The organism is Flavobacterium collinsii, assembly GCF_902804485.1.
GTDB lineage: Bacteria > Bacteroidota > Bacteroidia > Flavobacteriales > Flavobacteriaceae > Flavobacterium > Flavobacterium collinsii.
In genome coordinates, this window is sequence record NZ_CADCST010000058.1 from 1 (window position 1) to 14,030 (window position 14,030).

A 14,030-nucleotide genomic window follows, 5' to 3' on the forward strand; every position below is an offset into this window, starting at 1 on the left:
ATTAATTAAAGAATCTGTAGAATGTTATAATCAAAAAAGACCACATTTAAGCTTGAAAATGAAAACACCTAATTTTGTATATCAAAAAACCAGCAAAGACAACTTTACTGGTTTTAATTAATATTGTAAAACTTGTCAACCTATTTTAGGACGACTCACTATTTTTTAGAAATTACAATTCCGTAATAATAAATTCGCTTCTTCTGTTCATTTGATGTTGTTCTTCTGTACACGGTACACCATCAGAACAGCCATTTACCAGTTGGGTCTCGCCATATCCTTTTCCGGTTAGCCTGTTTTTGGCAACACCATTTTTAACCAGCCATGCAATAGTCGATTTTGCTCTTCTGTCAGATAAGGCTGCATTGTATTGGTGCGTAGCGCGGCTGTCTGTATGTGAACGAATATCAAGTTTCATATTTGGATGACTGTTTAATACATCAAGTATTTTCTCCAGATCCAGTGCAGCTTCGGTACGAATATTTGATTTGTCCAGATCAAAGTAGATCATTTTAATTCCAAAGCATTTTCCTAAATCATCCCCAACAGCGACTTTGCAGGTTGCTTTGTCCAAAGCAATAGGAAGACTGGTTTTTCCGGTGAGTTTTCCAATAGTAATGTTTATTTCTTTGGTTGTATAATCCTCTTTTTCGGCTCTTACATTATACGTTTTTCCGCATTCGACAGGAAAGCTGTAAAAACCTGTTGCGTCCGAAATGGTATTGCTTTTTATAGCTCCCTGATTGTCATACAACGTTAGTTTCGTATTTGGTAAAATTGCTAAGGTTTCGGCATCTGTAATAACTCCATTTAACTCTTGTATACATTGAAGTCTTCGGGTTTCCAGAAATTTATAAATATCGTCAGAACCCTGTCCACCATCTTTATTAGAGCTGAAATAACCTCTTCGGGAAGCGGGATCAATAATGTAGGCAAAATCATCTTTCGGCGAATTGATATCTGCTCCAAGATTCTGTATACTGCTTATGGTTCCGTTGTCTTCAATTTTACCCACAAAAACATCCAGACCTCCTAGACCGGGATGTCCGTCGGAAGCAAAGTAAATTTCATTTTCACTGGTCACATACGGAAATGTTTCTTTTCCCTGGGTGTTAATGACTTTGCCTAAATTCTGAGGCGTGCCGTAACTGTCATCACCGTTGATGCTCACTTTATAAATATCTGATTGTCCTACAGTTCCGGGCATGTCAGAGGCAAAGTAAAGCGTTTTTTCATCAGGACTCAATGTTGGATGCGCAGTACTGTAATTATCACTATCAAAAGGAAGTGTGGTTATGTTGGTCCACTTTCCGTTTTCAAGAGTAGCTTTGTATATTTTGATTAAAGTAATTTTGTTATCATCTTTTCCTTTTTTTCCATTGATGTAGTTGTTTCGCGTAAAATAAACCGTTTTTCCATCTTTTGTAAAAGCGGGAGAAGATTCGTGAAACTTTGTGTTGAGGGATGTTTTAAATTTATTGACCTTAACAACGCTGTTGGAAGCAGGGTCAGTGTCGGCAAAATACAAATTAGTAAAATACTCTCCGGTCCATTTGTGTTTACGTTGTGAAAAGTTTCCGGTATCTCTGGCAGAGGCAAAGTATATTTTACCATTATACACAAAGGAACTATAGTCGGAGTATTTAGAATTGATTCCGGCATCTTCGATTTTGTATCGACCTGAATTGGCTTTAATTTTATCAAGATAGTTTACATCTTCGGTGTATAATTTCGCTCTGTCGTCGTTTTTGGATTTAGCCGAAAATTCTTCCATGATTTTAGCAGCCTTAGCTGTTTGCCCGGTTGATTTCAAACATTGTGCATATCGATAGTAATACTCAGGCTCGACAACGGTATTCATGGCAAATAATTCACCATACCATTTCGCGGCTGCTTCAAAGTTAGAGTTGAAGTAGTAAGAATTTCCGAGCTTCTTAAACAAATCGTCTGATTTGTATCCTTTATCGGCTACACGTTCGTAGGTTTTAATAGCGTTGATATACGCATAATTATCGTAGTTTTTATCAGCAGTATTAATTTTCGATTGTTGCGCATAGCTGCCTGATGGAAAAGAACAGATAATTGTTAAGCAAAGGAGTATATAATTTTTCATAATCATTAATTTTTAGAAGAAACGTGGCGTTGTCATTTTACCATTGTTTTTGAAGAATTCGTAACGCAGGAATATCTCATGTGATCCTGAATTATAGTTGTTCAGGCGGGTGGTTTCACGATCGTAACCATAACCAAGATAAAGACCGTCGGTTATTTGAAATCCTACCATGGCGCTTATTGAAGCGCTCCAACGATACGCTAGTCCAACCACAAGCTTGTCCATAAACATAAAGTTTGCAGAAACGTCTACCTGAAGCGGTGCTCCCTCAACCATTTTGGTCAGTAAGGCAGGTTTGAACTTGATGTATTGGTATTGGTCTAAATCAAACACATAACCGGCTATTAAGTAATAATTGATTTTATCTTTATAAATGGCATAGTCATTATCATCAAACCGATTGGTTTCGATAAAATTGGGTACAGACAAACCGATATAAGCTTTATCAGAATGCCAATAGACTCCAGCTCCCACATTTGGTGAAAACTTATTGTTTAGATCCTGAAACTGTGGATCTCCCTGACTCTCCGGATTTAATTTGCTGATATCGAGATTGAACAGGTTTGCTGTTCCTTTAATACCAAATGAAAGTTTAAAATCGGCTGAGGTCTGAACAGTATAAGAGAGGTCGACAGAAATGTTATTTTCATTGGTTGGACCAATTTTGTCGTTTACTAAAGAGGCTCCTACTCCTAGATTACTGTTGTTTATAGGGCTATTTACAGAGAAAGCACTGGTTTCAGGTGCCCCGTCGAGTCCAACCCATTGGGTGCGGTACAATCCAAAAACACTTAAAGCTCCTCGTGATCCGGCATAAGCAGGATTGATGTTTATAGTATTGTACATGTATTGCGTAAATTGTGCGTCCTGTTGGGCATAACCAGCAATTGTTACAAACATAATGACGAAGAAAAATAATTTTGTTCTCATAGTGGTATTTATTATTTTCATTAGTACTACTTTTTCATCAATTAAAATCGAAAAAAAGCCTATGCATTTGTATATTCAAAAATAAGGATTTTTTTATTAATTAATCGTAAAAAGCTTCTTTATGTGTTTGTGATGCAATAGGATATATTTTTTATTTCTTATTTTGATAGATATAAGTACCCATCTTTTTTATTGTTTTGAAGTACATTATTTCCGTCCAACGATTTATAATTAATAATATAGAAATAAGTTCCTGTTGGCAGTCCATCAGATTGTTTGACTGTAGTTCGGCCTCTTGAAATTCCATCAAAGGCATTGGTTTGATTGTTGTAATTATGTGTTTCAAATACCAATACTCCCCAGCGGTTATAAATTTCTACATCATTCTCAGGATAACAAGTGGTGTCGTCAATACTGTCTATTTTGAAGATATCATTGATTCCGTCTCCATTAGGTGAGAAGGCGTTGTGAACCACTACGCTTCCACAGGCAAGTACTTTACAATCATCATTTATTTCCATATTCAGTACAATGCTTTTTGGACAGCTCGTATCAGGTATTTTGTACTCGAATGTATAATTACCTATTGCGAGACCTAAAGGATTGAGATCATTTCCTTGTATACTTCTGGTATTATTGTTGTCCACCCAGGTTCCATTAGAAGGAGTGTTTTCTGGTAACAGGGATAGTAGGTTAATGATAGTCGAATCATCGTTACAGGCTTTACTGCTAATATTAGTTACTAAATTAGGAATTGCAATGATTGTTACAGTTGCAGTTGCAGTACACGTTTGATTTGTATTATTTACAAGGGATGTTGCTGTAAGTGTGTAGGTTCCGACTGGTAAATTGGTATTTCCAACAATTTCGTTGTTAGCGTTTCTAATAACAACAGTCGAACCAGCGCTATTGGTTACCAGGATTGAACCACTTTTTCCGTCCAGACAGTTTACATTCGTAGCAACTCCGCTTACAGAAACTTTATTGGCTACTGTAAAGGTTTGTACCAATACAGTTTTATTTCCTGCACAATCGGTTAGAGTATAGCTTCTGGTCAGGATGTAAGGATTACCGTCGCAGCCGCTTCCGCCATTGTTTGTGTCATTTACCGTAATGTTTACTGTACTGCTGCAATTATCCTTAGCGTCTTTGATGTCACTTGAATTTCCAGCAGGAATATCGGCGATAGTTTGCAAATTGGCCACATTAAGAGGAGCTGTTCCTGTAGGTGGAGTGGTGTCTCTAACGGTTATAATTTGAGTGTAAGAAATTGTATTTCCGCCACAATCACTGGTTGTCCATTTACGGGTTAAAGTATAATTTGTAGCACATTGATTCTCAGTATTACTTTTTGTTTCGCTGAAAACAATTGGTAAGTTACCATTACAATTATCAGAGGCTTCCATATTTGCGGGCTGCGGAACAGCATCACAAGAAACAGTAATGTCAGTAGGTAACGTTCCGGTAAAGGTTGGTTTTGTAGTATCCTGAATAGTGATCACCTGAGTGAAAGTATCAGAAGTATTTCCACAATCGTCTTTTACTGTCCAGGTGTTGGTATAGGTTCCTGTATTAGAACAGCCCTGAGAGGCTACAAAAGCACCGCTTACTTTTACAATGTTTGAAACATTGGTGTCGCAAGCATCAGTCGCAGTTGGGAACAAGGCTTGCGCAGAAGTTAAAGCTGTTGTGTCACTACATTCTATAGTTTTGTCTAAAGAAGCAGTTTGAGTAGACCATGTTGGTTTAGAAGTATCCTGAATGGTAATCACTTGCGTGAAAGTATCAGAAGTATTTCCGCAATCGTCTTTTACTGTCCAGGTGTTGGTATAGGTTCCTGAATTGGCACAGCCCTGAGAGGCTACAAAAGCACCGCTTACTTTTACGATGTTTGAAACATTGGTGTCGCAAGCATCAGTCGCAGTTGGGAACAAGGCTTGTGCAGAAGTTAAAGCTGTTGTGTCACTACATTCTATAGTTTTGTCTAAAGAAGCAGTTTGAGTAGACCATGTTGGTTTTGTAGTATCTTGAATAGTAATCACTTGCGTGAAAGTATCAGAAGTATTTCCGCAATCGTCTTTTACTGTCCAGGTGTTGGTATAGGTTCCCGCATTAGCACAACCCTGAGAGGCTACAAAAACACCGCTTACTTTTACAATGTTTGAAACATTGGTATCGCAAGCATCAGTCGCAGTTGGGAACAAGGCTTGTGCAGAAGTTAAAGCTGTTGTGTCACTACATTCTATAGTTTTGTCTAAAGAAGCAGTTTGAGTAGACCATGTTGGTTTAGAAGTATCCTGAATAGTAATCACTTGCGTGAAAGTATCAGAAGTATTTCCGCAATCGTCTTTTACTGTCCAGGTGTTGGTATAGGTTCCTGAATTGGCACAGCCCTGAGAGGCTACAAAAGCACCGCTTACTTTTACGATGTTTGAAACATTGGTGTCGCAAGCATCAGTCGCAGTTGGGAACAAGGCTTGTGCAGAAGTTAAAGCTGTTGTGTCACTACATTCTATAGTTTTGTCTAAAGAAGCAGTTTGAGTAGACCATGTTGGTTTTGTAGTATCTTGAATAGTAATCACTTGCGTGAAAGTATCAGAAGTATTTCCGCAATCGTCTTTTACTGTCCAGGTGTTGGTATAGGTTCCCGCATTAGCACAACCCTGAGAGGCTACAAAAACACCGCTTACTTTTACAATGTTTGAAACATTGGTGTCGCAAGCATCAGTCGCAGTTGGGAACAAGGCTTGTGCAGAAGTTAAAGCTGCTGTGTCACTACATTCTATAGTTTTGTCTAAAGAAGTAGTTTGAGTAGACCATGTTGGTTTAGAAGTATCCTGAATAGTAATCACTTGCGTGAAAGTATCAGAAGTATTTCCGCAATCGTCTTTTACTGTCCAGGTGTTGGTATAGGTTCCTGAATTGGCACAACCCTGAGAGGCTACAAAAGCACCGCTTACTTTTATGATGTTTGAAACATTGGTGTCACAAGCGTCAGTGGCAGTTGGAAACAAGGCTTGTGCAGAAGCTAAGCCCGCTGCATCACTACATTCTATTGTTTTGTTTAAAGAAGAAGTTTGAGTAGACCATGTTGGGGCAGAAATATCTTGTACAACAATAACTTGACTAACGGGAAGAGAAATATTTCCACAAGCATCAACAGCAGTCCAGGTTCTGGTTTGAGTGTAAGAACCGGCACATCCGCCTGGAGTAATAACATCTTTATAGGTTAATGATGAAATCACGCCATTGTTATCCGTTGCAGTTGCAGTTGCAAATACAGGTGTTGCAGGACAATTAATAGTAGAACTTTGTGGTAGCGGATCTATTATTGGTTTGATAGAATCTCCATCAATAATAGTAACCGTTTTCGTTATTGTACAGGAGTTCGCATCTGTTGCAGTTACAGTATATGTTCCGGCAACAAGTGCATTTGCTGTAGCAGCTGTTCCACCAGATGGAGACCATAAGTAAGTATAACCTGGAGTTCCACCGGAAACAGTAATGGTAGCAGATCCTGTATTGTCACCTCCGCAGCCTACATTAGTTTGTGAAGTAGTGGCCGTTAGTACAGTTGGCTCTGTTATGGTAACTGTTTTGGTAATGGTACAAAGGTTGGCATCTTTAATAGTTACCGTATAAGTTCCAGCCGTTAAATTCGAAGCTGTTGCTGCTGAACCACCTGATGGTGCCCAGGAGTAAGTATACGCTCCGGTTCCTCCGGCAGCAGTCACTGTCGCAGAACCTGTTGCTCCGGCATTACAAGCTACATTGGTTTGTGTAGTTGTAGCGGTCAAGGCAGTTGGCTCTGTTATGGTAACGGTTTTAGTAATGGTACAAAGATTAGCGTCTTTAATAGTCACGGTATAAGTTCCTGCGGCTAAATTCGAAGCTGTTGCTGCTGAACCTCCAGATGGTGCCCAAGAGTAAGTATACGCTCCGGTTCCACCGGCAGCAGTTACGGTTGCAGAACCTGTAGTTCCGGCATTACAAGCGACATTGGTTTGTGTAGTTGTAGCGGTTAGTGCGGTTGGTTCTGTTATCGTTACTGTTTTAGTAATGGTACAAAGGTTTGCATCTTTAATAGTCACGGTATAAGTTCCTGCTGCTAAATTCGAAGCTGTTGCTGCTGAACCTCCAGATGGTGCCCAAGAGTAAGTATACGCTCCGGTTCCTCCAGCAGGAGTTACGGTTGCAGAACCTGTTGTTCCGGCATTACAAGCCACATTGGTTTGTGTAGTTGTGGCGGTTAAAGCGGTTGGTTCTGTTATGGTAACGGTTTTAATAAGGGTACAAAGGTTGGCATCTTTAATAGTCACGGTATAAGTTCCCGCTGCTAAATTAGAAGCAGTTGCTGCTGAACCGCCTGATGGTGCCCAAGAGTAAGTATAACCAGGAGTTCCTCCGGCAACAGTTACGGTTGCAGAACCTGTTGTTCCGGCATTACAAGCCACATTGGTTTGTGAGGTTGTTGCGGTCAAAGTAGATGATTCCGTGATGGTAACGGTTTTAGTAAGGGTACAAAGATTAGCGTCTTTAATAGTCACGGTATAAGTTCCTGCGGCTAAATTCGAAGCTGTTGCTGCTGAACCACCTGATGGTGCCCAGGAGTAAGTATAAGCTCCGGTTCCTCCGGCAGCAGTTACTGTCGCAGAACCTGTAGTTCCGGCATTACAAGCGACATTGGTTTGTGTAGTTGTAGCGGTCAAGGCAGTTGGCTCTGTTATGGTAACGGTTTTAGTAATGGTACAAAGATTGGCATCTTTAATGGTCACGGTATACGTTCCAGCCGCTAAATTTGAAGCTGTTGCTGCTGAACCTCCTGATGGTGCCCAGGAATAGGTATACGCTCCAGTTCCTCCAGCAGGAGTTACTGTTGCAGAACCTGTAGTTCCGGCATTACAAGCGACATTGGTTTGTGTAGTTGTAGCGGTTAGTGCAGTTGGTTCTGTTATCGTTACTGTTTTAGTAATGGTACAAAGGTTGGCATCTTTAATAGTCACCGTATACGTTCCTGCTGCTAAATTAGAAGCCGTTGCTGCTGATCCACCTGATGGTGCCCAGGAGTAGGTATAGGCTCCGGTTCCCCCGGCAGCAGTTACGGTTGCAGAACCTGTAGTTCCGGCATTACAAGCCACATTGGTTTGTGTGGTTGTAGCGGTCAAGGCATTTGCAGGTTCGGTAATGGTAACCGTTTTAGTGATGGTGCAAAGATTAGCATCTTTAATGGTCACGGTATACGTTCCCGCGGCTAAATTAGAAGCTGTTGCTGCCGATCCGCCTGATGGTGCCCAAGAGTAAGTGTAAGCTCCTGTTCCTCCGGCAGGAGTCACGGTTGCAGAACCTGTTGTTGCAGATGTGCAAAGCACGTTGGTTTGCGTAGTGGTTGCAGTCAAGGCATTTGCAGGTTCGGTAATGGTTACTGTTTTAGTAATGGTACAAAGGTTTGCATCTTTAATCGTTACAGTATATGTTCCGGCCGCTAGATTCGAAGCTGTCGCTGCTGAACCACCTGATGGTGCCCAAGAGTAAGTGTAAGCTCCTGTTCCTCCGGCAGCAGTCACGGTTGCAGAACCTGTTGTTGCAGATGTACAAAGCACGTTGGATTGCGTAGTGGTTGCAGTCAAGGCAGTTGCAGGTTCGGTAATGGTAACCGTTTTAGTGATGGTGCAAAGATTAGCATCTTTAATGGTTACGGTATACGTTCCGGCGGCTAAATTAGAAGCCGTTGCAGCTGATCCACCTGATGGTGCCCAAGAGTAAGTATACGCTCCGGTTCCTCCGGCAGGAGTCACGGTTGCAGAACCTGTTGTTGCAGATGTACAAAGTACGTTGGTTTGCGTAGTGGTTGCAGTCAAGGCATTTGCAGGCTCTGTAATGGTAATCGTTTTGGTGATCGTACAAAGATTAGCATCTTTAATAGTTACGGTATAAGTTCCCGCTGCTAAATTCGAAGCTGTTGCTGCCGATCCGCCCGATGGTGCCCAGGAATAGGTATAAGCTCCGGTTCCTCCCGTTGGAGTAACAGTTGCAGAACCTGTTGTTGCTGATTTACAAAGTACGTTGGTTTGTGTGGTGGTAGCGGTTAGCGCCGTTGGTTCCGTAATCGTAACCGTTTTGGTTATTGTACAAAGATTCGCATCTTTAATCGTTACGGTATAAGTTCCGGCTGCTAAATTAGAAGCTGTTGCCGCCGATCCGCCCGATGGTGCCCAGGAATAGGTGTAAGGTCCGGTTCCTCCGGCAGGAGTCGCGGTTGCAGAACCTGTAGTTCCGGCATTACAAAGTACGTTGGTTTGCGAAGTGGTTGCAGTCAAGATAGCTGCAGGCTCCGTAATAATTATTTGTTTGGTACCGGTACATCCTTTTGAATCAGTAGCGGTTACAGTATAAGTTCCTGCGGCTAAATTCGAAGCCGTTGCTGCGGATCCACCTGATGGTGCCCAGGAATAGGTATAAGGTGCAGTTCCTCCTGTGGCAGTTACGGTCGCTGATCCGGTTGTCGTTCCTTTACATTTTACATCAGCATGTGAAGCAGCAGTTTCGGTAATCACAATATTGGTCTGACTCACAACAACCGGTTTCGTATCTGAACAGCCCGATTGTGTATTTGAACCTTTAATGTAATAAGTTCCTACTGGCGCTACAGTTGGAGTGGTATATGGAATAGTTGCTGCAGCATCCTGCCAGTAACTATAAGTAAGTCCTGCAGTACTTCCTGCAGTAACTGCTGGTAAAGTAAGGTTTGCTGTGCCATTAACACATACAGGAGCAGGATTAGTAATAACCAAAGTATTTGTAGCAAAACTTTTTGCTTTCAAAAACACACCGGCATCCCATTTTTGATCCGATGCATCGGCAATAGCCATTTTTATTTTGTAATTATTTCCCGGTGTAACAGCATAAGTAGCAGTAAGAACAACAGTAGAACCATCATACTCCATAGTGGTAGAAGCAGGAGGATTGTTCAAATAGTAAGTGTCGTTTACTGCCGGGAACGAAACATTATTAACGTTGGTTCCAGCGGAGTGTATGTTGTTTATGGTTACCGCATCACCGTTTGGCAATTGGGCGAGATTAATAGCATTGTTGGTATAAGTACCGCTAATTCCAGGGCCGCTTAAAAAGAACCCAAAAGCATCATTGAAGGCTGTATTTACATATTCGAGATACTCTTCTGATGCAAATATAAATTTGAACTCCACAAGATTTCCATCCGGTATAAAATTAAATTCCAATATAGAAGCATCGTGCATCGTTCTGCCTGAGATCGCCGTTAAATCCTGATCACTCGCCTCATTTACCATTTCGTCCGATTTATTGGTATAGGTGTTCGGTCCCATGGCAGAGCTAATTTTTCCTGTAGATAAAAGAATTCCCTCGTCTATTGGGAATGTTGAAGTTCCTTTGCTGTAGTACCCTAATTGTCGGTCTCCGGCAGTAGAAGACCAGGTGTGGTCTACCCAGGTCCAGGTGTTGTTATTGTTTTTTCTGTAATAACCGTAACGAACATTGCTAATCGTTAAACAACCGGATGTTAGCACATTACGAACAAGCTGATCTGCATTATAACCATTGTAACCTGCAGAAGGATTAGCGACATCAATTGAACCGGCAACAGCTGCCAGTGCACTAACAGCTTCTGTTGTGGCTGCTGTTTTTGCTGTCTTAGAAGTTGTCTTATTGGAAGGAATAGTATTTCCAATCCTAACAGGGATTATTTCCTGAGCAACAATTGCGGAAGAATACATTACGAATCCTAAAATTAAAATTAAAAATGATTTTAAACTAATTTTAGAAAAGACATCGTGTTGAATGTTTTTGTGAAACGGGAAAATATACTTACCACTTTTAATGAAATTTCCCACTTCTTGTAGAGTAGTTTTAGTTTTCATATTTTAGGATTTTGTTTTTGAAGTACTTGTGATATTTTAACAGAATCAAAGTTATAACGTGTAATTACTTTTGATTTTTTTTCTCCGTAACTAACCTAAAAACTCGTTGAAGTGTATTTTTTTTGTTAAATAAGGGGGTGAAAAACACTTTTTTTTGCCATTTTCGACAAAAAAACAGAGGTTAATTTTTTATTTTATTTATTAAAAAGATAGTTTTTAAAACTGTTTAAATGGTTAATAATCAATTATTTGGTTAATTTTTTATGAATATGAAAAATATCGATTAACTGTTTAATTTAATAGATGAAGAACACTTTTTGTTAAATAAGGAAGTTTTCCTTTGTTAAGGATTTAAGATTTTTAGTTTTCGGTTCGTTGTTAAAAATTTTGTTGAAATGTTAACAGAAATAAAAAAAAGAGAAGGTTTAAGATTTCTTTTGTAAATTAGAAGTTCAATAAAAAACAACCTCTTTTAATGAGGTTTGTAAACCTTACTGCTTATGAAAAACCTAATTTTAATACGCCATGCAAAATCAAGTTGGGAAGCCCCGTTAAAAGATTTCGACAGACCTTTGATGAAAAAAGGCATTTTAGATGCACATGAAGTATCGGCTACTATTTCAAAATTTCTTCCTAAAACCTATATTATGTGGAGTAGTACTGCGGCGAGGGCTTTGGAAACGGCGCTTATTTTTGCGCAAAATATTTCTTATCCTATAGAAAGTATCGTATATAAAGACGACCTTTATACCTTTGATGACAAACAGCTCGAAAAAGTTATCAAATCATGTGATAATAGTTTCGAAAGCGTTATTCTTTTCGGACATAACGAGGCTATTACAAATTTTGTTAATAAATTTGGGGATGTTTTTATCGAAAATGTACCTACTTCAGGCTTTGTATCACTACAGTTTGATGCTGATAGTTGGAACACCATTAATAAAGGTAAAACTCATAAAACAATTTTCCCCAAAGATTTAAAATAAATATAGTGTACGAACAGAAATATATCGATAGAGAAAAAAGTTGGTTGGCGTTTAATGCAAGAGTACTTCAGGAAGCTGGAGATAATTCGGTTCCACTTTTAGACAGACTACGTTTTGTTGGAATTTTTTCAAACAATTTAGATGAATTTTTCAGGGTTCGCTACGCTGCAATTCGAAGATTAAGTCTTTCCGGGATTTCCGGAGAAAAATATTTGGGAGGAGTTTCGGCACACCAATTAATTAAAGACATTACCGAAATTGTTATTCAGCAGCAATCCGAAAGTTTGCGTATTTTAGGTAATATCGAAGCAGAGCTGGAAGCCGAAAATATCTTTATTATCAACGAAGATCAAATTACAAAAGATCAGGAGAGCTATCTGAAAGACTTTTTTGTGCAAAAATTAAGTCCTGAATTGGTGACCATCATCTTGAATGATCTGGCTGAATTTCCGGTTCTTAAAGATACCTTAGGATATTTGGCTGTGCGCCTGGAAATGAACACCAATAATGAAGTTCGTTATGCTGTTATTGAAATTCCAAAAACAATAAACAGATTTGTAGTTTTGCCGTCAGATGATGATAAGCAATATGTGATATTGATTGACGATGTGATTCGTTACAACCTGAAGAATATCTTTAATATTTTTGATTATAAAAGTGTCTCGGCGCACATGATCAAAATTACGCGTGATGCCCAGTTGGACATCGACAGTGATTTGAGTAAGAGTATGCTCGAAAAAATTGCAACATCTGTAAAAGACAGAAGAATAGGGGAGCCTGTTCGTTTTATTTACGATAATTTAATCGAAGAAGATACTTTGCGTTTCTTTTTGGATAAAATGAAAATTGTAGAAACCGATAGTATAATTCCGGGTGGACGTTATCACAACAGACGTGATTATATGAGTTTTCCTAATTTAGGAAGATATGATTTATTGTACAAGCCAAACGAACCTTTGCCAATTCCGGGTTTGAGTTTAGAAGGCAGTATTTTGGAAAAAATCAGTAAAAAAGATTATTTGCTGCATGCTCCATACCAGTCATTTTCTTATCTGACAAAATTTTTGCGTGAAGCTGCTTTAGATCCGAAAGTAACCAGTATAAAAATTACGTTATATCGTTTGGCAAAGAACTCACAGATTATCAGTTCTTTGATTAATGCAGCGAAAAATGGTAAAAAAGTAACCGTTCAAATCGAGCTTCAGGCACGATTTGATGAGGCATCTAATATTTCCTACGCCGAGCAAATGCAGACAGAAGGAATTGATCTTATTTTTGGAATAAAAGGCTTAAAAGTACATAGCAAAATTTGTGTTATCGAAAGAGTAGAAGACAGTAAAACACGTCGCTACGGCTTTATATCAACCGGGAATTTTAACGAATCAACGGCCAAAATTTATACAGATGTAACTTTGTTTACCTGTCATCAGCAAATTTTGAAAGATATCTCTAAAATATTCGAATTTTTTGATATCAATTACAGAGTGCACCGATACAAACATTTAATTGTGTCCCCACATTATACCCGAACAAAATTTATCAAACTGATCGACCGTGAAATTCTGCATGCACTGGCTGGCAGAAAAACACATATAAAATTAAAAATGAACAGTTTATCTGATTTTAAAATGATTGATAAATTGTACGAAGCCAGTAATGCAGGAGTTAAAATTCAGCTTCAGGTAAGAGGAATTTGTTCTTTGATCCCGGGAATTCCGGGTATGAGTGAAAACATTGAAGCTATAAGTATAGTCGACAATTATCTGGAACATTCAAGAGTTTATATTTTTGGAAATGCAGGATTAACAGAAGTGTATATTTCATCGGCCGATTTCATGACCCGAAACCTTGACGGAAGAGTTGAAGTTACCTGCCCAATTTATGATCTTGCAATAAAGAAAGAACTAGTAGACAATTTCAATATTGCATGGAAAGGGAATGTTAAAGTGAGATATCATTCCTATAAACTGGACAATAAGTATAAGCCTAGAAATCATCATGCTCCATTTAGAGCGCAGTTTGAAACTTATAAATATTATCAAAATAAAATAATGGTTCAGGAAGAAGTCGTATAACGTATCAATTAATAAAAACAATAAAACAAAA

General features: G+C 39.1%; 5 protein-coding genes. 2 read left to right on the forward strand and 3 right to left on the reverse strand.

From position 1 onward, the window contains the following. Positions 1 to 172 precede the first annotated feature (172 nt). The 3 genes from FLA105534_RS02980 to FLA105534_RS02990 form a co-directional block, all read right to left on the reverse strand. Positions 173 to 2,113, reverse strand: coding sequence for an OmpA family protein (locus FLA105534_RS02980; RefSeq protein ID WP_173964566.1), 1,941 nt, complete (start codon positions 2,111 to 2,113; stop codon positions 173 to 175). 12 nt (positions 2,114 to 2,125) lie between these two features. Then, the gene (locus tag FLA105534_RS02985; RefSeq protein ID WP_173964609.1) at positions 2,126 to 3,043 is read right to left on the reverse strand and encodes a PorP/SprF family type IX secretion system membrane protein; all 918 of its coding nucleotides are present in this window, start codon (positions 3,041 to 3,043) and stop codon (positions 2,126 to 2,128) included. A 158-nt stretch (positions 3,044 to 3,201) separates the two neighbouring features. Next, positions 3,202 to 10,938 carry a choice-of-anchor L domain-containing protein gene (locus FLA105534_RS02990; RefSeq protein ID WP_173964567.1) on the reverse strand — a complete coding sequence of 2,579 codons (7,737 nt, stop codon included), beginning with the start codon at positions 10,936 to 10,938 and terminating at the stop codon, positions 3,202 to 3,204. Positions 10,939 to 11,438: 500 nt separating this feature from the next. Between FLA105534_RS02990 and FLA105534_RS02995 the strand changes: the two genes are divergently transcribed. Both FLA105534_RS02995 and ppk1 read left to right on the forward strand, forming a co-directional pair. Then, the gene (locus FLA105534_RS02995) at positions 11,439 to 11,924 is read left to right on the forward strand and encodes a SixA phosphatase family protein (protein WP_173964568.1); all 486 of its coding nucleotides are present in this window, start codon (positions 11,439 to 11,441) and stop codon (positions 11,922 to 11,924) included. Positions 11,925 to 11,929: 5 nt separating this feature from the next. Next, positions 11,930 to 13,999: a polyphosphate kinase 1 gene (ppk1, locus tag FLA105534_RS03000; protein ID WP_173964569.1), complete on the forward strand. Its 2,070-nt coding sequence runs from the start codon at positions 11,930 to 11,932 to the stop codon at positions 13,997 to 13,999. The last annotated feature ends 31 nt before the right edge of the window (positions 14,000 to 14,030 follow it).

Coding starts and splice junctions, on each gene's coding strand:
- FLA105534_RS02990 (WP_173964567.1), bottom strand. CDS start 10,938: ATGAAAACTAAAACTACTCTACAAGAAGTGGGAAATTTCATTAAAAGT.
- FLA105534_RS02985 (WP_173964609.1), bottom strand. CDS start 3,043: ATGAGAACAAAATTATTTTTCTTCGTCATTATGTTTGTAACAATTGCT.
- FLA105534_RS02995 (WP_173964568.1), top strand. CDS start 11,439: ATGAAAAACCTAATTTTAATACGCCATGCAAAATCAAGTTGGGAAGCC.
- FLA105534_RS02980 (WP_173964566.1), bottom strand. CDS start 2,113: ATGAAAAATTATATACTCCTTTGCTTAACAATTATCTGTTCTTTTCCA.